24 protein-coding genes and 4 tRNA genes are annotated in these 24,886 nt (G+C 45.2%); 4 read left to right on the top strand and 24 right to left on the bottom strand.

Features of this window, described 5'->3' with window-relative positions:
* Positions 1-1,191: a porin gene (locus MHM87_RS11215; protein ID WP_231514262.1), complete on the bottom strand. Its 1,191-nt coding sequence runs from the start codon at positions 1,189-1,191 to the stop codon at positions 1-3.
* Positions 1,192-1,354: 163 nt separating this feature from the next.
* Complete coding sequence (locus MHM87_RS11210; RefSeq protein ID WP_239259084.1) at positions 1,355-2,371, bottom strand: 2-dehydropantoate 2-reductase; 1,017 nt, start codon at positions 2,369-2,371, stop codon at positions 1,355-1,357.
* 220 nt (positions 2,372-2,591) lie between these two features.
* Here MHM87_RS11210 and MHM87_RS11205 point away from each other — a divergent pair, with 220 nt between their 5' ends.
* Positions 2,592-3,761, top strand: coding sequence for a patatin family protein (locus MHM87_RS11205; RefSeq protein ID WP_239259082.1), 1,170 nt, complete (start codon positions 2,592-2,594; stop codon positions 3,759-3,761).
* A 236-nt stretch (positions 3,762-3,997) separates the two neighbouring features.
* The gene (locus MHM87_RS11200) at positions 3,998-4,432 is read left to right on the top strand and encodes a hypothetical protein (RefSeq protein ID WP_239219059.1); all 435 of its coding nucleotides are present in this window, start codon (positions 3,998-4,000) and stop codon (positions 4,430-4,432) included.
* Between the two features lie 187 nt (positions 4,433-4,619).
* On the opposite strand, the gene MHM87_RS11195 is transcribed toward MHM87_RS11200, so the two are convergent.
* The 17 genes from MHM87_RS11195 to aspS form a co-directional block, all read right to left on the bottom strand.
* A tRNA-Ser gene (locus tag MHM87_RS11195) sits at positions 4,620-4,710 on the bottom strand.
* A 122-nt stretch (positions 4,711-4,832) separates the two neighbouring features.
* The gene (nadA, locus tag MHM87_RS11190; RefSeq protein ID WP_039227298.1) at positions 4,833-5,888 is read right to left on the bottom strand and encodes a quinolinate synthase NadA; all 1,056 of its coding nucleotides are present in this window, start codon (positions 5,886-5,888) and stop codon (positions 4,833-4,835) included.
* 244 nt (positions 5,889-6,132) lie between these two features.
* Positions 6,133-6,208: transfer RNA gene (locus tag MHM87_RS11185), tRNA-Lys, on the bottom strand.
* Positions 6,209-6,246: 38 nt separating this feature from the next.
* Positions 6,247-6,322: transfer RNA gene (locus tag MHM87_RS11180), tRNA-Lys, on the bottom strand.
* Positions 6,323-6,346: 24 nt separating this feature from the next.
* Positions 6,347-6,422 (bottom strand) — tRNA-Lys (locus MHM87_RS11175).
* Between the two features lie 292 nt (positions 6,423-6,714).
* Positions 6,715-7,509 carry a tol-pal system protein YbgF gene (ybgF, locus tag MHM87_RS11170; RefSeq protein ID WP_239259080.1) on the bottom strand — a complete coding sequence of 265 codons (795 nt, stop codon included), beginning with the start codon at positions 7,507-7,509 and terminating at the stop codon, positions 6,715-6,717.
* Complete coding sequence (pal, locus tag MHM87_RS11165; RefSeq protein ID WP_014948870.1) at positions 7,509-8,075, bottom strand: peptidoglycan-associated lipoprotein Pal; 567 nt, start codon at positions 8,073-8,075, stop codon at positions 7,509-7,511. The genes ybgF and pal overlap by 1 nt, the downstream gene beginning before the upstream one ends.
* A 40-nt stretch (positions 8,076-8,115) precedes the next feature.
* On the bottom strand, positions 8,116-9,471 hold the full coding sequence (gene tolB, locus MHM87_RS11160) for a Tol-Pal system beta propeller repeat protein TolB (protein ID WP_014948869.1): 1,356 nt from the start codon (positions 9,469-9,471) through the stop codon (positions 8,116-8,118).
* Between the two features lie 4 nt (positions 9,472-9,475).
* On the bottom strand, positions 9,476-10,369 hold the full coding sequence (tolA, locus tag MHM87_RS11155) for a cell envelope integrity protein TolA (RefSeq protein WP_014978756.1): 894 nt from the start codon (positions 10,367-10,369) through the stop codon (positions 9,476-9,478).
* 7 nt (positions 10,370-10,376) lie between these two features.
* Entirely contained in the window at positions 10,377-10,796 is a 420-nt protein-coding gene (gene tolR, locus MHM87_RS11150; protein WP_014948867.1) for a protein TolR, read from the bottom strand.
* Positions 10,797-10,825: 29 nt separating this feature from the next.
* Positions 10,826-11,515 carry a protein TolQ gene (gene tolQ, locus MHM87_RS11145; RefSeq protein WP_014948866.1) on the bottom strand — a complete coding sequence of 230 codons (690 nt, stop codon included), beginning with the start codon at positions 11,513-11,515 and terminating at the stop codon, positions 10,826-10,828.
* Positions 11,505-11,903, bottom strand: a complete 399-nt coding sequence (ybgC, locus tag MHM87_RS11140; RefSeq protein WP_014948865.1) for a tol-pal system-associated acyl-CoA thioesterase — start codon at positions 11,901-11,903, stop codon at positions 11,505-11,507. The genes tolQ and ybgC overlap by 11 nt, the downstream gene beginning before the upstream one ends.
* Positions 11,904-12,489: 586 nt before the next feature.
* Positions 12,490-13,494, bottom strand: coding sequence for a Holliday junction branch migration DNA helicase RuvB (gene ruvB / locus MHM87_RS11135; RefSeq protein WP_156078106.1), 1,005 nt, complete (start codon positions 13,492-13,494; stop codon positions 12,490-12,492).
* A gap of 68 nt (positions 13,495-13,562) precedes the next feature.
* Entirely contained in the window at positions 13,563-14,183 is a 621-nt protein-coding gene (ruvA, locus tag MHM87_RS11130) for a Holliday junction branch migration protein RuvA (RefSeq protein ID WP_014948863.1), read from the bottom strand.
* Between the two features lie 36 nt (positions 14,184-14,219).
* Positions 14,220-14,738, bottom strand: a complete 519-nt coding sequence (gene ruvC, locus MHM87_RS11125; protein ID WP_014948862.1) for a crossover junction endodeoxyribonuclease RuvC — start codon at positions 14,736-14,738, stop codon at positions 14,220-14,222.
* A complete protein-coding gene (gene nudB, locus MHM87_RS11120; protein ID WP_014978753.1) occupies positions 14,738-15,178 on the bottom strand; it encodes a dihydroneopterin triphosphate diphosphatase in 441 nt (146 codons plus the stop codon). The genes ruvC and nudB overlap by 1 nt, the downstream gene beginning before the upstream one ends.
* 3 nt (positions 15,179-15,181) lie before the next feature.
* Complete coding sequence (aspS, locus tag MHM87_RS11115) at positions 15,182-16,942, bottom strand: aspartate--tRNA ligase (protein ID WP_239259078.1); 1,761 nt, start codon at positions 16,940-16,942, stop codon at positions 15,182-15,184.
* A gap of 247 nt (positions 16,943-17,189) precedes the next feature.
* On the opposite strand from aspS, the gene MHM87_RS11110 reads away from it, so the two are divergent.
* Positions 17,190-18,041 carry a DUF72 domain-containing protein gene (locus tag MHM87_RS11110; protein ID WP_239259076.1) on the top strand — a complete coding sequence of 284 codons (852 nt, stop codon included), beginning with the start codon at positions 17,190-17,192 and terminating at the stop codon, positions 18,039-18,041.
* A gap of 124 nt (positions 18,042-18,165) precedes the next feature.
* A complete protein-coding gene (locus MHM87_RS11105) occupies positions 18,166-18,651 on the top strand; it encodes a GAF domain-containing protein (RefSeq protein WP_239259074.1) in 486 nt (161 codons plus the stop codon).
* An 86-nt stretch (positions 18,652-18,737) separates the two neighbouring features.
* Here MHM87_RS11105 and MHM87_RS11100 read toward each other — a convergent pair whose 3' ends face one another.
* The 5 genes from MHM87_RS11100 to MHM87_RS11080 form a co-directional block, all read right to left on the bottom strand.
* Complete coding sequence (locus MHM87_RS11100; RefSeq protein WP_014948857.1) at positions 18,738-20,078, bottom strand: sigma 54-interacting transcriptional regulator; 1,341 nt, start codon at positions 20,076-20,078, stop codon at positions 18,738-18,740.
* Complete coding sequence (locus MHM87_RS11095) at positions 20,075-20,659, bottom strand: hypothetical protein (protein ID WP_014948856.1); 585 nt, start codon at positions 20,657-20,659, stop codon at positions 20,075-20,077. Before MHM87_RS11095 ends, MHM87_RS11100 begins: the two co-directional genes overlap by 4 nt.
* 1 nt (position 20,660) lies before the next feature.
* Positions 20,661-22,058, bottom strand: a complete 1,398-nt coding sequence (locus tag MHM87_RS11090; RefSeq protein WP_014948855.1) for a HAMP domain-containing sensor histidine kinase — start codon at positions 22,056-22,058, stop codon at positions 20,661-20,663.
* 60 nt (positions 22,059-22,118) lie between these two features.
* Positions 22,119-22,400: a calcium-binding protein gene (locus MHM87_RS11085; protein WP_223866688.1), complete on the bottom strand. Its 282-nt coding sequence runs from the start codon at positions 22,398-22,400 to the stop codon at positions 22,119-22,121.
* A 298-nt stretch (positions 22,401-22,698) separates the two neighbouring features.
* Positions 22,699-24,771 (bottom strand): EAL domain-containing protein, encoded by a 2,073-nt coding sequence (locus MHM87_RS11080; protein WP_168532668.1) that lies wholly within the window; start codon positions 24,769-24,771, stop codon positions 22,699-22,701.
* Positions 24,772-24,886 lie beyond the last annotated feature (115 nt).

Raw genomic sequence — 24,886 nt, 5'->3', positions numbered from 1 at the left:
TTAAAAACTGACGTCCCACTGCAGAGAATAGATGGTCTCGTCCCCTACTTCAGTATCGAACTGATCCAGTGAAACCCTGCTTACCTCTGCGGTTAGTTTGTTTTTGTGGCCATTAAAAAAATAGTTGAATGCTACTGTCTTTTCAAAAAAGCGTTCGTCTTGTTCACTGTCTCGGGGCGAATAGGTCCCGAAGCGTGCAGCCATTTCAAGGGGCTCTGGCCACCAGCTGATTGATTCACTCAAAAAATAACCCGCCTGCACATAATAGCCGCGCAGCGTAGTTTCTCTATTGTTGTTCGCTAAATCTACAATATCTTTTTCATGATATTCCGCTTGAGCATTAAACCCTTTATAAAAATAGGCACCATCAATCACAAACTGCTGAATGTCGTACTGACCTTCGATTTCGCCCGCACTAAAGTTGGCTAAATTACCAGCGCCAGACGATGAAAAACGTGTAAACTGGCTTTTGAACTTCGCCCCTGCTATTGCTAGCGCTGCTTTGGGGGTAGCTGTTCGTTTAATGTCACTGTTTTTAAACCCGACAGACTCACCTAAGAAATTCCACTGTAATCGCCCTGTATACATATTCTCGCCATCGTGATTGCTATAATCACCACGGCCTGAGCCATTGAATACTCCTACCCAGTAATTGAAATTGGCCGCGCCTGGGCCATCAAGATTTCCGTAAAGGGATGCCCCCATTTGCCTATCTAGCGTAAATATTCTGTTGATGATTGAACGATCCATCATTTGCTGGCCGCCACTGCTAACACTGCGCTCTCTGGAATACTCGACTTTCCACTGACCAACCTTAAACCGAAGCGCGTCATACTTTTCAAAGGATAGTGTAGCGGTGAGCGTGCGCTGATCGACAGCATCGTATTCCACACCATATTTAATCCAGGGCAAACCAATGTGACCGTCTAATTTAACCCGCGCCCTGTTAACGCCAAATTGATTACCGGCATTATGCTCAAAGTCAGCACGCTCGGTAGGCTGGCTTATACCGGGATTGGCATAGCGAAACTGAAGTCTACCGCGCACGCGTAGTGAGAAGGTATTGTTGTCGCTTTGAAATGAAAGGCCGTTGCCATTGTACTGAGAGAACGTTGCGCTAGATTCACGCTCGACATCAACCTCAGACGCTAAAACCGTCGTATGGAAAAGCGACGCACATAAAGTACTCAACAGAAGACAAGAAGAAAAATGATTTTGGAAAAGCAAAGCACACTAAATATAACGGAAGTTTGCACGCAGGATATATATCTTAGTATAAGAATCAAGTGCTCTGACATAAAAATGACACAAAACTGTAATATTTAACGTTGAAATACACCGTTAGATAGACGTTTCACTTAAGCAGTAAAGCATTTGCCGGTAAGTGAGGACTTCCTTTTTGAGCAACTTCGTGTTGTTTGATCAGGTTAACAATATACTTATTCACTGGCGTAGCTATGTGATTTTTTTCACCGAGCCTGACTATCTCGCCGTTCAAATAATCAATTTCCGTTCGTCGCCCCAGCGCTAAATCTTCAAACATTGATGAACGTGCTTCCGGATCTATTTTAAGCGTAGATGAAGCCACCACATTGAATAAAAAATTAGGTAGCTTCATAATTTTTGGCATCAGTTTGGGAATGACCTTACCGGTTCTTGCTGGTGTAATTCCTTCCGCTTTTAATACTGCTAACGCCTCGGACAACACCTTTGCCATAACCAACCTGTATTGCCTATCCCCTAGCTGAGATTTTAGCGGTATACCCGACAGTGCATTGACCGCGTTATTCAAGTTCATAATGAGTTTGCCATACTGTACAGCTTCCATATCGTTATAGACCTTAACGGGCAACGACGCGTTGTTAAGCGCTTTTATGATGTCACTACATTGGTTATTGGGGTCTTCAAGGGCAATATTACCCTCAGTACCACAGTGAAAATGGCCGATACCTTTATAAAAAACATTGAAAGGCACCATGCCTGCAATTACGCATTGTTTTATGTGCTGGCGAAGCAGGCGTGCATTACCCACTCCGTTTTGAAGACTGACTACGACTGCTGATTGCTTTGCATGCTGATTGATTATTGCAGCAGCCTGCTCGGTATCTTGGCTTTTAACGCAAAGCAAAATGACGTCAGCATGACTTAAACTATCGTTCTCAATTGAAAAAGCGATATGCTCAGGCTTTGTTAGCTGCTCACGCCCTTGCCAATCCGTTATTTTAAGACCATTAGCAGTAATATCATCATATAAACGCTGACGGCCAATGAGCGTAAGCGCATTAGCGGCACTCAATGTGGGGTCAGAGGCTAACAAGCAGCCCGCTACATAACATCCAATACTTCCCGCACCTAACACGGCAATTTTCATTATTGACTCCCAATGAAAGTTTAGCTTTCAACACTTTGTTAGACTGCGATTAAACGATCAAAATGTAAACACAAAAATCACAATGAAATAACAAAAAATGTTTCAGTATCAGTTATTTCCTATCAGTCCGATTTATTCTTTCAATTTTCTCCGGCGTCGTGATCTCCCTACAATTAGACCAAGTAGTCAATTTATAGTCATGGTCAAATAGAGGGTTATCATGTCGGGTCAACAATCTGCTCCTTCTCTCGCTTATTCAAAAGCACGCAATGCTAAAATGTCGAACAATGGCAAAGTTGCCTTGGTTGCGGAAGGTGGTGGACAGCGAGGAATTTTCACGGCAGGCGTACTCGATACATGGTTAGACGCCGGACACGACCCTTTCGATATTCTTATCGGCACATCAGCAGGCTCACAGAACTTAACGAGTTATGTGGCGCGTCAAAAAGGCTATGCAAAGCGTCTTATTCGCGGCTTAACTCGACACAAACGCTTTTTCCAAATGGGAAGAGGTTTAATGGGCAAACATATTGTCGATTTAGACTGGTACTTTGACAAAACCCAAGAAGCGAACCGTTTACTTGATCTTGATACTGCGAAGGCTAATGTTGCGGACAGAGAAATTTTATTTACCGCTACAAATTCCAGAGACAGACAGGCGTATTTTCTCGATCCAATGAAAAGTACTCACAACTGGGTCGATCTTATCAAGGCTTCGAGCGCCCTCCCCTTACTTTACAAACAGGGCGTACCGCTGCACATTGATGTCGAGACAAAAAAGGCAGCCAATACCGATTTCTTTCTAGACGGTGGTTTGGCTGCACCGTTGCCTGTTACCGAAGCGTACAAGCGCGGCGCGACGAAAATCGTAGTTATTCGCACCGTAGATAGAGGCTTTCAAGTACAGTCGCCTTGGCTACAAAAGTTAAGCGCGGTAATGTGCGCAACGGGCACGTGCCCAAAGACCATCGACTATCTGCTGCAGCACGAACAAGCGTATCAAAAAGAGCTGGCGTTTATTGAAAACCCGCCAGAAGGCGTAGAGGTTATTCAAATTTTTGCGTCTGATAAGCTTCAAAGTAAATTGTTAGGTAGTACAGACGCACAACTTCGTCATGATTATAAGCTTGGTAAGCAAGCTGGAAGTGCCTTTTTAGAAACCGAAAACAAAGTCACTGCTTACCAGCTAGAGGAAAACAGACAGCCTGTTGCTCCGCTTTTCGATGTAACTGATACCCCCAAGAGCATGCATAGTAAAGACAGCGCTAACTATAGTGTGAAATCAGAACACGCTACATTAAGTGGTAAACGTCCAATTAAGTTGCCTTTTCCAGCACGTCGAACAGGCAAGATAGAAAAAGTAGACAAAGAGAATAGGATCTCCGCGTAGCCCGTTTACTCATTTGATAAAGGGTGCTTGGCAGCAGGTGCCTTTTCTCTATTTTGCTACTCTTTCAGTAATATTTCTTTGCTATTTCGGTGCTATTTCGGTGCTTTGTTCGCCATGTTTACATCATGACTTAGCAAGCTCCTCTCCCGTTCTTGCCTCTATTAGCGGCAAACGGGTTGACATTGTCTGGCAGAATATTTATAACGCGCTCACCCACATAATCATTAAATGTAACCATGTCAGAATTATCAACACCCGTAAAACAAACTGAAGCCCATAAACTTATCGAAGGCCTATTGAAGTCGAACGACCCAACTGCTGATCTAGATAAGATTGCTGAAGAATTCAACATTGCGAACTGGGGACAGTCTAATGCTGTTTCTGCTGATTTATACTCAGCAGTTAGAGACTTGCTTGGCAAAGGCGTTGTGACTGGTAATGACCTAGTTTCTGGAAAAGACACCATGGACCCGATTGTACACAAAGTACAAGCGGAGACAGAAAAGCTTATTGCTAACCCAAGTGATGCAGACGCTGATCGCGTTCAAACGTTTGTACTTGGCTTCCTACGCACGTTCGTGAGCCAATTACTTCACCCAGGTACAAAGAAAGCGATTTACGCGAAAAAGCTTCCTGACCTAATCAAGCTTCACCAGCAGGTTGCGAAGTAATTAGCAGCGGCGCGACATCACAGATGAAAAGCCATTAGCTTTAGCATACCAGCGTCGCAACAATCGCGTTTAAAAAGAAACCCGCTTCATAGCGGGTTTCTTTTTACGTAAGCGAGAAGTGTCCGCGCATCATCCAGCGCTGATCGGTAGGCACAAAAAAACCGGCCTAAAGCCGGTTCTCAGTATTTGGCGGAGAGAGAGGGATTCGAACCCTCGATACGCTATAAACGTATACACACTTTCCAGGCGTGCGCCTTCAGCCACTCAGCCATCTCTCCAAATTTTGTATCAAGAAGATTTCAACGACGAAAACCCTTTAGCGCGCGTATAGTAGGTAAAGCCGCGCGCTTAATCAAGAACTTGCTGGAAAATATTCAGCAAGTGCTTATAAAACGTGCGCTTATAGCCCGCCCTTCGCTTTTAACTCGGCTGAGAAGTTAAGCATGCGATCGAGTGGAATGAGTGCGCCTTTACGCAATTCATCATCAACAAAGATTTCATGCCCATCAGTTTCGCCCGTTAAAGACGCCTTAATCGCTTCTAAGCCGTTCATTGCCATCCAAGGACAGTGAGCACAGCTTTTACAGGTAGCGCCGTTACCGCCCGTTGGAGCTTCTATAAACGTCTTCTCTGGAGTAAGTTGTTGCATCTTGTAAAAGATGCCTTTATCGGTAGCAACAATAAAGGTGTCGTTATCCATGGTTTGCGAGGCTTTTATTAGCTGACTGGTTGAGCCAACTGCATCTGCCATCTCTACCACACTTGCGGGTGATTCAGGGTGAACCAGAACTGCTGCGTTTGGATACAGTGCTTTCATGTCTGCTAGTTTCTGTGCAGAGAACTCATCGTGAACGATACACTCGCCCTGCCACATTAGCATGTCGGCACCCGTTTGCTTGGCAATGTACGAGCCTAAGTGTCGGTCAGGGCCCCAAATGATTTTCTTGCCCTGGCTGTCTAAGTGCTCAACGATTTCAAGCGCGATGCTTGACGTTACTACCCAGTCAGCGCGCGCTTTTACTGCCGCTGATGTATTTGCGTAAACCACTACAGTGTGGTCAGGGTGCTGATCACAGAATTCGCTAAACTCTTTTACCGGACAACCAATATCAAGCGAACACGTTGCTTCAAGTGTTGGCATTAGTACGGTTTTTTCAGGGCTAAGAATTTTTGCCGTTTCACCCATGAAGCGAACGCCAGCAACAATTAAGGTTTGTTCTTGTGCATCTCTTCCGAAGCGCGCCATTTCCAATGAGTCTGCCACGCAGCCACCAGTCTCTTCAGCGAGTGCCTGAATTTCATGGTCGGTGTAATAGTGTGCGACAAGCACAGCGTTACGGGCTTTAAGTAAAGCTTTGATCTCAGCCTTTAATTCAGCTTTACGTGCTTCTGACAATGGCTGTGGTTTTGCTGGGAACGGGTACTCTACCTGATCCACTCGAAATGCTACTGACATTAACCTACATCTCTGTTGCGACAAGGGTGCGGATTATACCCAACTGTCATAAAAATTACACACTACCTAATCAACATAAGGGTAATTAAATAGTCGTAGTTATGCTTACCTGTTCTACTACATGGGGTTAGGTAAACCAGATCAAAGTGCAAATGAGACGAGTAGCGTTTTAAAACGCAATAAGCATTGGCGTTTTGTACTGAGGAGATTATTTAAAAAAGGAATATTTGAGTTTGAGACTTGATGGTGGGTCGTGCTGGATTCGAACCAGCGACCAATTGATTAAAAGTCAACTGCTCTACCAACTGAGCTAACGACCCATCAAGTGACACACAGATAAGTTTCGCAATTCAAATGATGGTGGGTCGTGCTGGATTCGAACCAGCGACCAATTGATTAAAAGTCAACTGCTCTACCAACTGAGCTAACGACCCATCATTTGATGCTAGGAGAGAAAGTGGTGGGTCGTGCTGGATTCGAACCAGCGACCAATTGATTAAAAGTCAACTGCTCTACCAACTGAGCTAACGACCCTTTCTTTCCTGTTGTTGCCTGTGTCTTGGCAACGGCGGCATATAATACTCAGATTTTTATTCGACGCAACCCATAACGTCCTTTTATTTTCATTTTTCTGTCAAATTACGACTAAACGGTCAAAATGAAAACAAATCGCTGAGTATTTATACCAGTACTAATTGAGTTTAGTCAGGTTTCTACGAAATACAGTGAAATTTGGCGCAGAAGTTTTATGCACTCTAAATGGAATTTTTTGAAAAAAACTTTTCTCTAACTCATAAAAAAGCCTCTTTAAAAGAGGCTTTGTTCATTACAAGTTATTTAACCGAGATTCAGCGAGGCGTTTTGCCGAAGAATCAGGGTAATCATTTACAACTTGTTGGAACAGCTGACGTGCTGTTGAACTGTCTCCCGTTCGCTCAGCAATGACACCTAGTTTTAATAAGGCATCAGGACGCTTGGAAGAATCGGTAAAGCGATTAGCTACAATATTAAATTGTTCACTTGCTTCGCTCCACTGCTGCTTATTAAACAACAGTTGCCCTAACCAATAGTGCGCATTTGGTGCGTAACCACTGTTGGGAAAGCGTGAAATGAACGATTGAAACGCAGGAATGGCTTTATCGTACTCACGAGACTTAAGGATCAAATTCACCGCATTTTCGTAGGCTTCATCTTCACCTGCTTGCGGAGCTTGCGTTGGCGTAGATGCTGTTGGAGAGCTCACAGAGCCCGAATCAACACCTGCACTAGGCATGGCACTACCTTGTAGCGCGCCGCTTTGCTTAAGTGCTTCCACCCGTTTATCTATTTCAAGGTAAAGCTCACGCTGACGCTCAAGTACTTTTTGAAGTTCATTGGTATTAACTTCAACCGCACCACGCAGCTGGTCGACTTCCATTTGCATATTGTCTAGTTGCGTTTGAAGCCTGTGTTGCATTTCGGTTCGGCTCTTAACAATACGCTCTAGCACAACAATACGCTGCTCTAATTCACTGCCGCCATTGGCGCCTACCACAGGCGCTTGCGCAAATGCGGTAGAAACAGCAAGGGCGGCACATAAAGTGACGCCCATTTTTAATGTCTTATTCGTTAGAATAGTCATTAGCGGTAAACAACCACTCCGCGACGGTTTTGAGCAAATGCATACTCAGTAGAACCCATCACTGCTGGTTTTTCTTCGCCGTATGAAACTACTGTTACTTGGCTGCTGCTTACGCCAGCATTAAGTAGGTAAGTTTCAACAGACTGTGCACGACGTTCGCCTAGCGCGATGTTGTACTCAGGCGTACCACGGCTGTCAGTGTGACCTTCAATAGTCACTTTAGTGCTTGGGTTTTTCACCAAGAACGCCGCGTGCTTGTCTAGAATACGCTGGAACTCTGGCTTGATGCTTGAGCGGTCAAAGTCAAAGTAAACGGTTTGTTCGTTCTTCAGCGCTTCCATTTCTTGCTGAACCATTTCTTCCTGACGCTTCATACGCTGTGCAGCTTCTGCTTTAACGCGCTGTGCTTCTGCTTCACGTGCCTCTGCTTCTGCAGCCGCTTGTTCTTGTGCAAGGCGGTTACGCTCTGCTGCCAATTCTTCTTCGCTAGGGCCTGAAGAACATGCCATCATTGTCACTACTGGCAATGCGATAATGAAGCTCTTCATCACTTTATTCATTTGCATCCTACTAATCCTTAAATTTTATTGTTTAGTCGTTAAATTGTTAGAACAAAAATGGTGACCAACTTGGCGATTTAACTTGCCCATTGGCTGCTGGTAACCTAGCTTTAAAACGCCCATCTAAAGAAACCAGTGACAACACTTGGGTTCCCTCGTGAAGGGTGCTGTATATAATCATGCTTCCATTCGGCGCTACGCTTGGTGATTCATCTAAGTACGTCCGTGTCAGTACTTGAGGTGATCCACCATCCAAAGACTGCTTAGCAATGTGATAGTTCCCATTAGTTTGGTTTACCATAATCATTTGCTTGCCGTCTGGGGAAATCGTACCGCCAAGGTTCTGTTCACCTACAAAGGTAACTCGCCTTACTTTCCCAGAATTTAAATTTACGCTATATATCTGGGGTTTACCACCCCGTTCCGAGCTAAATATTAACCCACTGCCGTCTGGTAGCCACGCGGGCTCCGTATCAATCGCTCTATTTCGTGTTACTCGGCGAAGATTTTTTGTCGCTAAGTCCATCACATAGAGTTCAGGGTTTCCATCTTTCGATAAAACCATTGCAAGTTGCTTGCCATCTGGTGAAAACACCGGGCTACTATTTATTCCAGGGAAATCAGTAATGCGCGTACGCTCGCTGGTGTAGATATTCTGAATGAATATTTGCGGTCTACGATTTTCAAAACTAACGTAGGCAAGCTTCTCGCCATCAGGCGACCACACTGGCGACATAAGCGGCTCTGGCGAAGACAACAAGCGCGTTTCGTTCTCACCATCGTAGTCTGCAATGACTAATTGGTAAGGTTTTTCTACCGTGTCACGGTCGCGAACAATGACGTAAGCAATTTTCGTTAAAAATGCACCGCGAACACCGGTCAATTTTTCATACACAATGTCGCTAATTCGATGCGCATACTGGCGAAAATCTCGGCCGTTGATCACTGCCTGACGGGCGGCTAGTACGTGATCATTACTCGATACCAAATTGCCGTCTTTGAGTACTTTAGCTTGCCCATTGTCAACTTGCCCTTTAAGTACATCAATCAACTCATAGGATACAAGGTAACGGTCGCCTCCTTGCGGCTCAATACTTCCTACTAAAACCGTGTCCACACCTAAGGTTGCCCATGCAGTGAAAGACACTTGTTCCGCTGTCTCCGGATACTGTGGCATTTTGTCGACAGATACCGGATTAAACTTACCACTACGCATTAAGTCGGCCATCACCACTTTAGAAATATCGCCAGGCATACTGCCCTGACCTTTCCATTTAAATGGCACAACCCCGATTGGACGTGCACTATCTACGCCCTCGGTTATCACAATTTCTAAGGATGCAAACACTTTGGCACTGAATGCCATCGTAATAAGCGCTATCCATAAACCTAGTTTTTTCATACCACTATAATTCCACTTTTAAAGTAATGTCTTTTAACTGCTCGTAAACGTCTGGCGCATCAGATACCGGTAACTTTTCGGCCCTGCGAACCGCGCTTTCTGCCGCTCTACACAGCGCATCATTGCCGCCGAGTACACGAATACTCGTAACAAACCCTGTCGTTGCTAACCGAATATTCAATCGACAGGTTTTGCCTTGATAGCTGTCGTCCGAATACAAATTGCGCTTTATGGTTTGCTGAATAAGCGCGGTATAACGCTCTACTTCAGTAAGTACCTGTTTTCGCCTACGTTCTTGCTGAGCAGCTTGTTCTTTTGCAAGCTGCTCTTGCATGATCCTTTCCATTTCAGCGCGTTCAGCTGCTTCTTTTTTCTTTCGCTCAGCCTCAGCTTTCGCTTTTGCTTCGCGCTCCTTACGCTCTTGTTCCTTCTGCGCCGCTAAGCGCTCCAAGTCTTTCTGACGTTTCGCTTCAGCCGCTTCTGCTTCACGCTTCTCTTTCGCACGCTTGGCTGCTAGCTGCTGCTGGCGTTTTTTCTCTGCCGCGGCTTCTGCTTTCCTTTGCCTTTCTTGCTCTTCGGCTCTTGCTTGAGCTTCAGCTTGTGCCTGCTCCCTTTTTTGATCCGCAATCGCTTGCGCATCAATAAACGTCGCTTCTATCACAGGCGCATTCGACGGCATACTTGGCAACGGGTCAGGAGAGAAACTGACGCTAATTAGCAACAGCGCAGCAATAAAAAGATGCAAACCAATGGACTTGTACAAGCCTACTTGTTCTGGGCTTATACTGTTGGCTTGCTTGGCACTTTTGCCGTTCTTTTTATCACCACTTACACCGTTACTCGCGTTGTTTGAGTGGCTAGCGGTTGACGTGCTTTTCGACACTTCAGGTTTCGACATATCTATATTACTCAACCGGATCCGTCATTAACCCTACTGAAGGCACACCCGCCTGCTGTAATAACACCATTAGCTGTATCACTTCGTTATACGCTACTTGTCCATCGCCTTTTACCACTACGGGCGTATTGGGCTCTTTGGTCAATTGTGCTTTTACAATAGCGCCAAGCTCTTCTTCGCTAATTGGCGATTCCTGGTCTTCGCCTACATTAAGGAAGTAGCGACCTTTAACATCCACTGACGCAATAATCGGTGGTGTATCTTCTTGCTCTATCGGGTTGGCACTTGCTTTAGGCAAATCTACCTTTACCCCTTGAGAAATAAGCGGCGCCGTTACCATAAAGATAATAAGCAACACCAACATCACGTCGATGTAGGGCACTACGTTTATCTCTGATACCGGCCTGCGGCGTTTTCTTACATACATAACAAGTCCTCCGTTTGGAATGTAAACGCTTAGGCTTGTTGTTGTGCTTGCGCAGCAACGGCTTGGCGATGAAGGATTGCAGAGAACTCTTCCATGAAGTTGCCGTAGCTATTTTCTAGCTTCTCAACCTGATGGCTGAAACGGTTGTAGGCAATAACCGCAGGAATAGCGGCAAACAGGCCGATAGCAGTTGCAATAAGTGCTTCTGCAATACCCGGCGCTACCATAGCAAGGGTAGCTTGCTGCACTTCACCTAATGCGATGAAGGCATTCATGATCCCCCACACAGTTCCAAATAGACCGATGTAAGGACTAATTGAGCCCGCCGTGGCTAAAAAGGGTAGACGACTTTCTAATTCTTCGACTTGACGAGACATAGAAACGCGCATGGCACGGTATGTACCATCAACTATGCCGTTGGTAGCGGTGTTAGACTTGCGCAGGCGAACAAACTCTTTAAAGCCTGAGCAAAAGATGCTGCCCATGCCTGTGAGGTTAGTTCTGGCAGAAAGCTCTTGATAAAGACGGTTAAGGTCAGCGCCTGACCAGAACTTATCTTCAAACTGACGCATTTCGTTGCGTGCCGCCGACAACGCTTTACTGCGTTGGAAGATAAACGTCCACGACGCTATCGATACGCTTAGCAACAAAAGCATAACTAGTTGAACAATAAAACTCGCTTGTAAAAACAAGCCAATAAAAGTGAGATCAGATGACACGCGAAATTTCCCCTAACAAAGTACGTGGTAATCTTTTTGGCTTCATAACGGCCAAATCGACGCAGGCAACCTTGATATCTCCAGATACCAATGTAACGCCTTGTTCATTTTTAATAATTTGTTGAAACGTCATACTAGCGCCTTTCAATTCTACAACGCGAGTTTCAATACTCAACAGTTGATTGAACCGTGCAGGCGCATAGTTATGCATTTCAACGTGTTTGACGACGAAAGCGATGGATTGTTCCATCAGCGTGTCTTGTTCAAAACCTAGCTCGCGAAGCCACTCTGTACGGGCTCGCTCCATAAACTTTAGGTAATTCGCATAATAGACGATACCGCCTGCATCGGTATCTTCGTAATACACTCTTACCTGATGTAAATGCATAACTATTCCTTCACCCAAAAATTTAATAATCCAAAGCGGAGTTAAAATAACTAATTAGCGCGACAAAATGCAGAACAAAAACACTCCACAAGCCCCACCAAAGCTAACATTTAATAAAAAGTAAACCAATATTAAACACCCAGTTAACACATTAGTTTTTCTAATTCAAAACAACAATTTTACTCAATTGTAGTTTTTTCTGCTCTCCCTATAATGCACAGCATCAGTCGTACAGAGCGTGATGGTGCTTAGCACGGTCATGCAAGAGTTATTCTCCTGTTAGACATGAGTTCCCTGGATTTATTTCCTTCAACACTTGTTGTTTTAGCCCGCTCAATGAGCGGGCTTTTTTTTGCTTGTAATTTAGCATCTGTACAAAAAGAAATATTGGCGGCCCATGCTTAACTTGCGCTATGCAGTAATTCGCCATCCAATCTCAATGCTCTGAACTTAAAGCTTCCCCCATACGAGCATTTACTTGTAGCGTTTGAAACGGCTTCTGTATTTTCTGTGTTGCCAAAAAAAGCCCAGCAATCCTGCTAGGCCTTTAAAACGAATCTGTACCTTCTTACAAAGGGACGGTAAATTATTCAGACGGAGCGAAGCCAAAATGAAGATAAGCGCGCTGTGACACAATACGGCCTCGAGGCGTGCGCTGTAAAAAGCCCTGCTGAATAAGGAAGGGTTCAATCACGTCTTCTATGGTTTCTTTTTCCTCACCAATGGCTGCTGCCAAATTGTCTAAGCCTACTGGCCCACCATCAAACTTTTCGATAATAGCAGTAAGCAATTTACGATCCATGTAATCGAAACCTTCTTTATCAACGTCAAGCATATCCAGTGCCTTCGCTGCCGTATCGGCCCCCACCGTGCCGTCTGCTTTAATTTCTGCGTAGTCTCGAACACGGCGTAACAAACGATTGGCAATACGCGGTGTGCCACGCGAACGACGAGCCACTTCTTGCGCACCTTCCTCGTTCATGTCTAAATTCAGATAGCTCGCACTTCTTGCCACAATACTGGTAAGGTCTTTTACGTTGTAAAACTCAAGGCGTTGAACAATGCCGAAACGGTCGCGTAATGGCGACGTTAGCGAGCCTGCGCGGGTGGTAGCGCCTACCAGCGTAAAAGGAGGAAGGTCTAGCTTAATTGAACGGGCGGCAGGCCCCTCGCCTATCATAATATCAAGCTGATAGTCTTCCATGGCAGGATAAAGAATTTCCTCTACCACTGGGCTTAAGCGATGTATTTCGTCTATGAACAATACATCATTGCGCTCAAGGTTGGTAAGCAGTGCAGCCAAATCCCCAGCTTTCTCAAGCACAGGGCCTGACGTGGTTTTAATGTTTACGCCCATTTCATTTGCCACAATGTTCGCAAGCGTGGTTTTACCCAGTCCTGGCGGACCAAAAATAAGTAGATGGTCTAGCGCATCGTCGCGATTACGCGCAGCTTGAATAAAAATTTCCATTTGCTCACATACGTGAGGCTGCCCCGTATAGTCTTCCAGCATTTTAGGGCGAATGGCGCGGTCGATGACCTCGTCTTCGGTGCTGGCTTCAGGCGTAATCAGTCTGTCGGCTTCAATCATGATAGTTCTACTTTAAACGGTGACGTGAAGACAGGCAGACTAAGAACCGCTGTCTTCGTTGAGCGCCATTATATGGCCGCTTTTAATGATTCGCGAATAAGGGCTTCACTTTCCATGCCCTCTTTATATACGCTGTCGACTAGCTTGCTCGCTTGAGCAGGTTTATAGCCCAGTGCAATAAGCGCGCTTTGTGCTTCTTCCCGAGCGTCGTTTACAGCAACAATAGTGTTGGTGGATAGCAAGTCGCCACTTGGAGGTGGTACAGCAATACTCTGCGCCTTGCCAAATTTTGCTAGGCGGTCTTTAAGCTCTACCACTAAACGCTCTGCGGTTTTCTTACCTATACCCGGTAAGCTGACGAGTGCAGAAACATCTTCATTTTGTACACTTGCCAAGAACTGGCTTGCCGACATTCCAGATAAAATAGCAAGGCCTAACTTTGGGCCTACACCGTTGGCTTTGATCAATTCTCGGAAAAGCCCTCTTTCCATTTTATCAGCAAAACCAAACAGCAATTGGGCGTCTTCACGAACCACAAAATGTGTGTACACCACCACTTCTTCACCCACCGCGGGAAGCTGGTAGAAACTGGTCATAGGCATGTGAATTTCGTAGCCAACACCGGCTACATCTACAAGAATTTCTGGAGGCTGTTTCTCAGCCAACGTACCGCGAATTCGTCCAATCATGAATTATCTCTGTAAAAGCGTGAGCTTCGAGCAGTATTAGCGCAAACGACCACGAACGGTTTTTCGGGCTTGCCCTGCCATGTTTATCAGGCTCTGTTCAGTGTGTGCATGACACAAGGCAACGGCTAATGCATCGGCAGCATCGGCCTGTGGCGTGCCGCTTAAATTCAGCAGGTGTTTTACCATGTGCTGAACTTGCGTTTTATCTGCGCCACCTTTTCCAACTACCGACTGCTTAATTTGCCTTGCGCTGTATTCAGCAACAGGAAGTTGCGCTTGGGTGGCTGCCACAATGGCGGCACCTCTGGCCTGACCAAGCTTTAACGCTGAATCAGGGTTTTTCGCCATAAATACTTGCTCAATAGCAAACTGGTCGGGTTTATATTGACGAATAATATCGCCAACACCGGTAAAAATATTAGCAAGACGAGAGGGTAAATCTGCCGTTCCAACGCGAATGCATCCGCTTGCTACATACACCAGTTTACCTTGCTTGCGTGCAATTAAACCGTAGCCTGTGATCCGAGAACCTGGATCTATACCCAGTATAACCATTAAGGCACACTCGGTACAAACAAAGATACCGCTTCTTTATTAGAGGGAGACCATAAACGCGCGAGTGCTTCGTCTTTCGACACCCATTCGTACTGTAAGTGCTCTGTTAAGACAATGGGTAAATCGCTGTTTATTTGAAGGGAAAACACGTGTTCTGTGTTGTGCACAGTACCAGGAGGATAACGATGTAGCCAGCGGCTACGAATTTCATATTGGTTTTGCTTATCGTGGTCGTTGACCACAAAGCCGTGTGCTTTGGCATCGATGCCAATTTCTTCACACACTTCACGATATGCCGTTTCTAAGGGTAACTCCCCCTCTTCTAACGCGCCGGTTACCGACTGCCAAAAGGTGGGGTCGTCTTGTCGTTGCAAAAGCAGCACTCGGTAGTGTTGGTCGTACAACACTACCAGTGCAGATTCAGGCTTCTTATACGCCATAAATTACGATTGCTTTTTCACCGTTGCAATAGCGAGCTCTTCAAGCTGCTGTGGGTTCGCAGGGCTAGGCGCCGATGTTAACGGACATGCCGCTGTGGTCGTTTTAGGGAATGCCATAACATCACGAATAGACGTCGCGCCAGTCATAAGCATTACCAGACGGTCTAGACCAAACGCAAGACCTGCATGCGGCGGCGCACCAAAGCGCAGTGCGTCTAGCAAGAAGCCAAACTTGTTCTTCGCTTCTTCATCGTCAATGCCAAGAATGTTGAATACCGTAGACTGCATGTCTTCATTGTGAATACGTACAGAACCACCGCCTAATTCAACACCGTTCAATACCATATCGTAAGCGTCAGATAAGGCTTCAGCTGGGTTAGCTTTAAGTTCTTCTGGCGTTAAACCACGTGGCGCGGTAAACGGGTGGTGAATAGCGTGAAGCTGACCGTCAAACTCTTCAAACATTGGGAAGTCAACAACCCAAAGTGGCTTCCACTCGCCTTCAAGAAGCTCAAAGTCTTCACCAAGCTTAAGACGAAGTGCGCCCATCGCTTCGGTAACCACAGTGTAGCTGTCTGCACCAAACAATAGAATATCGCCACTTTGTGCGCCTGTGCGCTCTAGCATAGCGTTAGTGATGTCTTGAGTTAGGAATTTAAGGATTGGCGACTGTAGACCTTCAAGACCTGCACCAGCATCGTTAACTTTAATCCAAGCCAGACCTTTCGCGCCGTAAATACCTACAAATTTGGTGTATTCGTCAATTTGCTTGCGCGAAAGCGACGCCCCACCAGGTACGCGAATAGCTGCTACGCGACCTTTAGGGTCGTTTGCCGGGCCGCTGAATACTTTAAAGTCAACGTTAGCAAGCAATTCGGCAACGTCGGTTAACTCTAACGGGTTACGTAGGTCTGGCTTGTCGCTACCAAAGCGCGTCATGGCTTCTTTGTACGTCATGCGCGGGAAGTCGCCAAGGTCAACGTTTAGCATTTTATTGAACAAGTCACGAATCATGCGCTCGGTAATAGACATTACGCCATCGGCATCTAAGAACGTGGTCTCAATATCGATTTGGGTAAATTCTGGCTGGCGATCAGCACGTAAGTCTTCGTCGCGGAAGCACTTAACGATTTGATAGTAACGGTCCATGCCCGACATCATCAGAAGCTGTTTGAAAAGCTGTGGCGACTGCGGAAGTGCAAAGAACTCACCTTTGTGGGTGCGGCTTGGCACTAGGTAGTCACGTGCACCTTCTGGCGTTGCCTTAGTAAGAATAGGGGTTTCAATATCAAGGAAACCTTCTTCTTCTAGGAAGCGACGTACAGCACCGGTTACTTTTGCACGGAATTGTAAACGCTGGCTCATTACAGGACGGCGAAGATCTAGATAACGATAGCGAAGGCGCTGTTCTTCTGAGTTTTCTTGGTTCCAGTCCAGTGGAAGCACGTCAGACTTGTTGATCACTTCAAGGCCTGTGCCTAGGATCTCAATCTCACCTGTGCGCATGTCTTTATTTACTTGACCTTCAGGGCGCGCACGCACTTTACCCGTTAGCTTTACACAGAATTCGCTACGCAACGTGTTAGCTACCGATAGCACGTCTGGTAAATCTGGGTCGAACACCACTTGTACGATACCTTCGCGGTCGCGTAAGTCGATGAAAATTACACCGCCTAAATCGCGACGCTTATTAACCCACCCGCAAAGGGTAACTTCTTGTCCAATGTATGATGAATCGATATTCCCACAGTAATCTGTGCGCATGGTCCTTGACCCCTGATGTTTTTTCTTGCTTCGCATGCAGTGAATTGGCGTTCAAAACCGCTTACTTTTGGGCTTAAGACTTTGCCAAAAATCGCGTAAACTTGCTGGCCAATTAGCTGGCCCGCCCACAACATGCATAATGTAATGATTTAAAGGCCGCATAGTATAAACAAATGCTTGATAAAGCCCAATGACAAATATGCACAAATCAGCCATATCACAAGGAAATCTCTATATTGGATTGCCAATGTGGCAACACAGCCATTGGCCAAGCACGTGGTTTGCTAATTATCCCAAGTCTGATAATGGATTGTCGCTGTATGCTAAGGAGTGTAATACGGTTGAAGGGAATACCACATTTTACTCTCTTCCCCACCAAGACGCTGTAGCGAGATGGTGCGATTCAGTACCCAGCCACTTCAGATTTACTTTCAAGTTTCACCAGAACATTACTCATGTACATCAATTACAGCATTGTGATGAAGAGGTTGCCCAACAGCTTGCTTTATTAAGCCCGTTAAAAGAAAAGCTAGGAGTCATGATGCTGCAACTGCCCGCTTCTTTTGGGCCAGAAAAGCTATCCATTTTGGATACCTTTTTAGCGGAGTTACCTCAAGAATTAAACATAGCGGTTGAAGTGCGCCACTTGGCGTTTTTTGCAAAGGGTGACGAGGAAAAGGCGCTTAATCAACTTTTGATCCGCCACGGTGCGAACAGAATCATTATGGACACCCGAGCGCTTTTCACTGGCTCTTTAGACGCAGGGGGAACAAATAGACGTGCGATGCTAGAGGAAGTGCGAGAGAAAAAGCCTCGTGTACCAGTAAATGTTATTGCTACAGGCCATACTCCCATTGTGCGCTTTGTAGGCAATGATGTTGATGATGACAACCAACGCTGTTTGTTACCTTGGGTGAAAAAAGTGAAGATTTGGCAAAGTGAAGGAAAAGACGTTTACTTTTTTTGTCACCGCCCAGACAACAAAGATGCTCCCTGGTTAGCGCAGCAGTTTATCGATTTGTATAACAACACTACTCCATCACTCGCGCTAAATAACCTGTCTATTAAAACTCAACCAGAGCAGAATTCACTGTTTTGATGACGAGCAACTGACATTGAGCCTATCAATATTTTTTAATAGATAGCGTTTTTCTAATTCAGCGGTAAACTACTGCTCTTATCTATTTTGGTACTACACCATTATTTACCGTGAAATAACCTCAATGAACCATGAATATGAGAAAGCGCGTATTGCTGCGCTTGAATCGTTAGATATTTTAGATACTTCCCCAAGCGAACAACTTGACGAACTTACCAAAACCGTACAAGAAAAATTTAATGCTAAAACCTGCTTGGTAAGCCTTGTTGCAGAAGATCGCCAATGGTTTAAGTCTCGCCAGTGTATGGATGCTACCGAAACACCGCGTAATATCTCGTTTTGCACCTACGCGATAGCCGAAGAAGAATACTTGATTGTTCCCGACGCAAAAGCCGATAAGCTATTTGCTAATAACCCGCTGGTTACTGGCAGCCCTTTCATAAGAGCTTACGCAGGTGCTATCTTGCGCAACAAAGATGGCTATGAATTGGGTACGTTATGCCTACTGTTTGATGAACCACGTGACTTTTTAGATGTTGAGATAGAAAGCTTAAAAAACCACGCCCGCACAGTTGAAACCATTATTTTTTCAGAGCACCTTCCAGCATAACTCCAGCCCTACGCTTTTCGTATCGCAAAACAAAAACGCATCACTAAAAAGTGATGCGTTTAATAACTCTCTAAGCTCGACTATGTCTATCTGAAATCAGCTGCGTCTAGCTCGTGCTTTTTCATAAGCTTGTGCATATCAGTTCTATTTCTACCAGCAAGCTCTGCCGCGCGCGTTACGTTGCCGTCAGTCATTTTAAGAAGCTTGTGCAAGTATTGCTGTTCAAACGCGTCTCTAGCCTCTGTAAGCGTTGGCCAGCTTTGTTTAGTGGCAGACAAGGCCTGCTCTACTAAGTGAAGCGGAATCACAGGCGTTTGCGTTAACGCAACACACTGCTCGACCACATTCACAAGCTGACGTACGTTACCTGGCCAAGATGAGGTTACCAGCTGTTGCATAGCGTCATCAGAAAATTGGCTTACATTCACGCCATGACGCTGTGCGCTTTGCTGCAGCAGCGAGCGAGCCAGAAGTGGAATATCTTCACTTCGCGATTTTAGCGACGGAAGTTTTAGGTTCACCACGTTTAGACGGTAATATAAATCTTCGCGGAAGGTGCCTTCTTCCATTTCTTTGTGCAAGTCTTTGTGCGTTGCAGAAATGATACGCACATCGATATCTACGTGCTTGCTACTACCTACTGGACGAATTTGACGCTCTTGTAATGCACGCAGCAGTTTTACCTGCAGCGTCATCGGCATATCGCCAATCTCATCCAAGAACAAGGTACCGCCGTCGGCTTCTCTAAACAGACCAGGGTGAGCAGCTACAGCACCGGTAAACGCACCTTTGGCATGACCAAATAGCTCAGACTCAAGCAAGTTTTCAGGTAATGCTCCACAGTTAATAGCCACAAATGGTTTGTCGCTGCGGTTACTGGCTTTATGAATGGCATTAGCAAGTAACTCTTTACCTGTACCGCTCGCGCCGCTAATAAGCACAGACACTTCACGCTGAGCTATGCGGAACGCCTGGTCTAGTACATTTAGCATTTCTGGAGAACGGGTAATGATGTCCTTTGCCCAATCCCCAGGCTGAGCAGCTTGAGACTGGCTAAGTGCTTTTTGCAGCAGCGCGCGTAATTCATCGTGATCGACAGGTTTAGGCAAAAACCCAAATACACCACGCTGAGTGGCTGCTACCGCATCAGCAATGGTGCCGTGAGCCGTCATCAGAATTACAGGAATATCTTTTCTAATTCCCATAATCTCTTCAAACAAACTCAGACCATCTAAGCCCGGCATACGCAAGTCACTCAATACTACATCGTAGTTGTCGTTTTGAAGCTTTCTTAACGCTGATTGACCGTCTTCCACTGCGGTCACCTCATAACCTTCGCCTTCCAGACGAATGGTTAATAAGCGCAATAAGCTCTTATCGTCATCTACCAACAATAAGTTAGGGTTGCTACTCGCCTTTTCGCTCACTGTTGTGTACTCCTGTTTTTATCCATCAGTGTTGCTTCAATCTGCAACAATTCTTCTAGTTTTTTGCGCAGGTTAACTGCTTCAATTTCAAGTGCTTTTACTTTCTCGCCACGAGAAGTATTTTCTTGCTCCAACACCACCATGGCAGATTCAAGCTGCATAATCTGATTGTTGTGCGACGCAGCAATAACAGTCACCACTTCTTGCGCAGTGGGTGTAAATGTTCCAGCAATATCATTTAAGGCAAGCTGCGCGCGCAACCTGTCTTGATAAGGTGTATCTGTTGGTAGTGTTAAAACGTAGGCGTGAAGCGTGTCAGATGCTGTATCACCTAACGCTTTTAATGCTTGCTTACGCTCTAACCAAGGTTGGTTGGCCGCGTCAATCCACGCGTTAAGCCAATAGGTTGCATCGCAATTGTGCTCGAACCCCTGTGGAGGCTCAACAAATAAACAAAGGCCACGTTCTATTTTAGCTACAGGCGTCACCTTTTCTGGCTCACCTGCGTTGTCGTTGTTTCTGGTTAAACTCTGACATCCTGTCAGCACCAGTAAGGCGACAATTAAACCACTTATTCTCATTTTATTTTTCCTGTTGCCCAATGGTCACTCTAAAGCAAACATCGGCATAGTCTACATCTACAACACGCACATCACCATGCATCAGTCGAGCGCAATCGGCAACAATTGATAACCCTAAACCCGTCCCAATGACATTGTCGTTTCTCGGCTCGGTTCCTCGGATAAAAGGTTCAAATAAAGTATGTACTGACTCTGGAGCAATACGCTTACCGCGATTGGCAACATCCAGTACAAGATTATCGTTTTCGTTATAAAGGCTAATATTTATCGGTCTTCCCACTGCGCCATGCGCGACTGCATTGGACACCAAGTTATCAAGTATTCTTCTAAACAGCTCCTCGTCTATACGCACCTCGGACGCAGTTATCTTTACTTCCACTTCTCTATCCTGAATGGCGAGCGCGTAATCTTCTAAACAAGCAGAAACTAACTTACTAACGTCACTTTGTACCATTTTTGGCTGAGCTTGTTGCAACAGCAGGTTGTAGTCGAGCAACTTTTCCACCAGCGTGTTGAGCCTTTGCGTGCTAGCTGTAAGTAGCGAAAGTACTTCGCGTTGACTGTTATTCAACTCGCCCACCACGTTTTCAGACAACAAGCTGCAGCCTTCTTTAATGCTGGCAAGCGGAGTTTTGAGCTCGTGAGCAGCGTGTCGCAGCAAGGCGGTTCTAATATGCTCCAACTGCTGTAGTCGATCATAAAGCCAATGTAAATCTTTCTCTACATCAATCAGTTCTTTTGGCGCTTGTCTTGAAAGGGGTGGAAGCTGACCATCGCTGTGGGCCATGATCCTTATAATCTTTTTTAAGTTGTTAACGGGGTTCACAATAAGTTGACTCCCCATCAGTATTAGCAATAACGAAACGCTTACAAGCATAGCTGTAGACCAAGCTTGTTTTGCTTGCATGGCATTTAAGTCATCTTGCTGGACTTTGACACGTTCAGTAATAGCGGCTTCTACATCGTCGCGAAGCTGGTCGACGCTATCGCCCACCGATGCAAGGTAAGCATTGAGTAAAAGCTGGTCTTCAATCGCTCGATATTCGGCTAATTGATTTAGCTGTTCAGAAAGTCGTGTGCAGGTAGTTGGTACCGAGAGAGCCTGACATAGATTGTCAGCGGCCACGGCAAATTGATCGATGGCGTTATCAGAAAGAGAGGCCACCCTATCATTTCTCAACACAGCAAATTGGCGAATACTGCGCTCTACGTCAACGACCGCGTTATCGAGTCTTTGCATGTCGCTAACAACATCGACAACAAACCGTGTTTCAAGTGTTGTCATTTGACCCACTTTGGCTAAGTCGCTTTGACTTTGCCAAAGTAAGGCTATAAGAGGGATAAGGGCCAGTACAAAACTACCTAGCGTCAACTGCCTTAGTGAACCAAGTTGTACCAAGCGTTCACCAAACGAAACCTTGTTTATCAGAACCTTACCCTCTTAAATATATTATTTTATCTACTCACTTGCTGTGAGCTTTTCATTGCCTGGCGTCAACTTGCTTTTTGCCAATTCGGCTTCGGAAAGTTTGCCATCTTCGTTGTCATCAATCAGCCCAAAATTACGCAGTAGACCTGTGTGTCGAACGGCTTCTTTAAGTGATATCAGACCATCTTTATCTGTGTCTAATTCCTGCATCAACGAACGCGCTGGACTTGCGTACGCGTCCGCTACTGAAATGGCTTGTACTGCAGCAACAGCACAAAGTGCTAAGAAAACTTTTTCGAGACGTTTCATCATGAATCCTCCGCTAAACGCTTTTAAAATCCTTCTCAATCCGCTTTGATACCAGCCCTGTGTTATCAGGTTATGCTGCTATTAAAGCTCATGGATACTACCACTAGTCTTCAATTAACCACTATCATAATTGCATTCAAACTGCTTATGCGATTTTCAGACCAAAAAGAAAAAGCACATTAAAAACAGCAGTATATGCAAATAAGTGAACTATCAACCACTCAGCATACAGGTTAAATGTTGCAAAAAAGAAACACCACTTTGAAACACTGTATGTCAAAGTGGTTTTATCGATACCTTGCTATACAGAGAAACTACTATCGCTGTAATGGGAGGGAGAGCAAGTGAGCTCCGATAAGGGGATGGGCTTGCTAAACATAAATCCTTGCACATTGTCACATCCATGCTCTCTAAGATAATTCCACTGTTCAAGGTTTTCTATGCCCTCAGCACATACCGAGAGTGACAGTCTTTTCGCCAAATCAATAATTGCCCCAGTCACAAGACGGCTTCGTTCTGAAGTTTGAATTTCCATTACAAACTGTCGGTCAACTTTTAGCGTGTCGATATTGATTTGCGTCAGGTAACTTAACGAGGAGTAACCCGTTCCAAAATCATCTAGAGCTATGGCGCACCCCATATTTCCGATGCGTCTGAAGAACTTGTTTGAAAGAGTAAAGTTTTCTAGATACGCACTTTCTGTCACTTCAAATTCAATGTTTTCTGGGTTGATGTCATAGAGCTTGAAAGTATTGTAGATGTAGTCAAACAGCTGCGAGCTTCGCAAATCATGTCCAGATAAATTGATTGAGGCTCTAAACGGAGACGTGGCCCATTGTTTTAAATCTGGCATATCAATACAAACGCGCTTAATTACCCAACGGGTAATTGCAGTGATCTTACCGCCCTGCTCAGCAATGGGGATAAACTCGTTCGGCATGACCAAGCCAAATTCAGGATGTTGCCAACGAATAAGCGCTTCTACGCCTATTACATTCCCTTCGTTGTTAACTTTAACCTGGTAATAAACAACAAACTCATCGTTGCTGATTCCTTGCTCAATACCGTTAGCTAAGTGGAGTTTACGCTTATGCGACTCAACCATATCAGGTGTAAACAGTGTGTAGCTGCCCCGCCCTCGCGCTTTTGAACGATACATTGCAAGGTCTGCATTGCTCATCAGCTCGCTTAGGTCGTAGCCCGCATCGGAAGCCGTAGCAATTCCAACGCTTAAACCTACCGTTAGTGATAAGCCACGCAGTTCAAAAGGCTCATCAAATGCGGTAATAAGTCGCGTTGCCAAGCTTTGCGCTTGGTCAGTAGTCACATCTCTATCGGGCAGTACTAAGAACTCATCCCCTCCCAGTCGCGCGAATAAATCGCCGTCGCGCAGCAAACACTGAACTCTGTCAGCAACCTCTATGAGAATGAGGTCTCCGGTTTCATGTCCTAAAGAATCATTGATGCCCTTAAACCCATCTAAATCAAAAAACAGGAGCAGTAAGTCTTCATCATTTCTTTTGGCTCTGGCTAGCTCAAGTCTTAAGTTATCGAGAACAAACTGTCGATTGGGAAGACCGGTTAAACTATCGAAGTTTGCCAGACGAGACATGGTTTCTTGTTGATCAACCAATGTTTGCTTTTGCTCAAAGTTGATAAATAACTCAACTTCAATGGTATCCAATAAACTATTAATGTTATTCGATAACTGTCCAATTTCATTAGATGTATTAAGTGAACTGCGCAGCGCATAATCTTTTGACTCAAATACTTCTTGAGTAAACTGCCTCAGCGACCCAATAGGAGAAATCAAACGGTATAAAATAAAGACACAAGTGCCAGTGCAAAGCAGCCAAACCGCGATAACGATAGGCACTTGCTTAATGAGCTGGCGGGCTGAACTTGCCGCCATGGTGTCTTCAATATCCACATAAAGAACAACATGTCCAAGTGGGTATAGGCTACTACCTACAATTTGATGGGCAGTGATAACATTGTCGTATTGCGTAACACCAAATGGAATTTCTGCAGGATCAAGTGGAACAGATTGATTGGAAAGCTGGCTTAAGGAATCAGGTTGAATAGTGGAAATGACTTGATAGTCGTTGTCATATAGCGTGGCGGAAATAAGATTATCGTGTTCTTTTATCGGTTGAAAAAGAGAGGAAAATAATGCGTTATCACCGGGACTTCGCTCCATGACAACCAATAACTGCAGCGACAAAGCGTTACTTAACGTCGCGGTATTGCCTTTAACCACATCCACCACAGAAGCGTTGTGTTCTAATTTATTAACAATTACCACAGAGAGCGCCAGCACCGACATAGTCAATGCAATGACAAGCCCAATTGGGATTTTCAACGTTCTAAACACTCAACTACCCTTACTTCAGTACTGCAAGCTGTTGTAAGCAAGTGATGCCGTAGGCTCTGAAACAGCACTGTCACCGCTAAGCTTTTATTATTATTTGTTCACAATAGTAAGGTAC

Origin of the sequence: Alteromonas sp. Cnat3-28, assembly GCF_022348265.1 — a bacterium.
GTDB classification, from domain to species: domain Bacteria; phylum Pseudomonadota; class Gammaproteobacteria; order Enterobacterales; family Alteromonadaceae; genus Alteromonas; species Alteromonas macleodii.
This window is presented reverse-complemented; position numbering and strand designations above follow the sequence as displayed.

What these genes read in the sequence shown, in the direction of transcription:
- nadA (WP_039227298.1), bottom strand. Translation starts at nt 5,888, where the DNA reads ATGTCAGTAGCATTTCGAGTGGATCAGGTAGAGTACCCGTTCCCAGCA.
- tolB (WP_014948869.1), bottom strand. Translation starts at nt 9,471, where the DNA reads ATGAAAAAACTAGGTTTATGGATAGCGCTTATTACGATGGCATTCAGT.
- tolA (WP_014978756.1), bottom strand. Translation starts at nt 10,369, where the DNA reads ATGTCGAAACCTGAAGTGTCGAAAAGCACGTCAACCGCTAGCCACTCA.
- ybgF (WP_239259080.1), bottom strand. Translation starts at nt 7,509, where the DNA reads ATGACTATTCTAACGAATAAGACATTAAAAATGGGCGTCACTTTATGT.
- aspS (WP_239259078.1), bottom strand. Translation starts at nt 16,942, where the DNA reads ATGCGCACAGATTACTGTGGGAATATCGATTCATCATACATTGGACAA.
- MHM87_RS11205 (WP_239259082.1), top strand. Translation starts at nt 2,592, where the DNA reads ATGTCGGGTCAACAATCTGCTCCTTCTCTCGCTTATTCAAAAGCACGC.
- MHM87_RS11210 (WP_239259084.1), bottom strand. Translation starts at nt 2,371, where the DNA reads ATGAAAATTGCCGTGTTAGGTGCGGGAAGTATTGGATGTTATGTAGCG.
- MHM87_RS11200 (WP_239219059.1), top strand. Translation starts at nt 3,998, where the DNA reads ATGTCAGAATTATCAACACCCGTAAAACAAACTGAAGCCCATAAACTT.
- ybgC (WP_014948865.1), bottom strand. Translation starts at nt 11,903, where the DNA reads ATGCATTTACATCAGGTAAGAGTGTATTACGAAGATACCGATGCAGGC.
- tolR (WP_014948867.1), bottom strand. Translation starts at nt 10,796, where the DNA reads ATGTATGTAAGAAAACGCCGCAGGCCGGTATCAGAGATAAACGTAGTG.
- MHM87_RS11105 (WP_239259074.1), top strand. Translation starts at nt 18,166, where the DNA reads ATGAACCATGAATATGAGAAAGCGCGTATTGCTGCGCTTGAATCGTTA.
- MHM87_RS11095 (WP_014948856.1), bottom strand. Translation starts at nt 20,659, where the DNA reads ATGAGAATAAGTGGTTTAATTGTCGCCTTACTGGTGCTGACAGGATGT.
- MHM87_RS11110 (WP_239259076.1), top strand. Translation starts at nt 17,190, where the DNA reads ATGTGGCAACACAGCCATTGGCCAAGCACGTGGTTTGCTAATTATCCC.
- ruvC (WP_014948862.1), bottom strand. Translation starts at nt 14,738, where the DNA reads ATGGTTATACTGGGTATAGATCCAGGTTCTCGGATCACAGGCTACGGT.
- pal (WP_014948870.1), bottom strand. Translation starts at nt 8,075, where the DNA reads ATGCAAATGAATAAAGTGATGAAGAGCTTCATTATCGCATTGCCAGTA.
- ruvA (WP_014948863.1), bottom strand. Translation starts at nt 14,183, where the DNA reads ATGATTGGACGAATTCGCGGTACGTTGGCTGAGAAACAGCCTCCAGAA.
- nudB (WP_014978753.1), bottom strand. Translation starts at nt 15,178, where the DNA reads ATGGCGTATAAGAAGCCTGAATCTGCACTGGTAGTGTTGTACGACCAA.
- ruvB (WP_156078106.1), bottom strand. Translation starts at nt 13,494, where the DNA reads ATGATTGAAGCCGACAGACTGATTACGCCTGAAGCCAGCACCGAAGAC.
- MHM87_RS11085 (WP_223866688.1), bottom strand. Translation starts at nt 22,400, where the DNA reads ATGATGAAACGTCTCGAAAAAGTTTTCTTAGCACTTTGTGCTGTTGCT.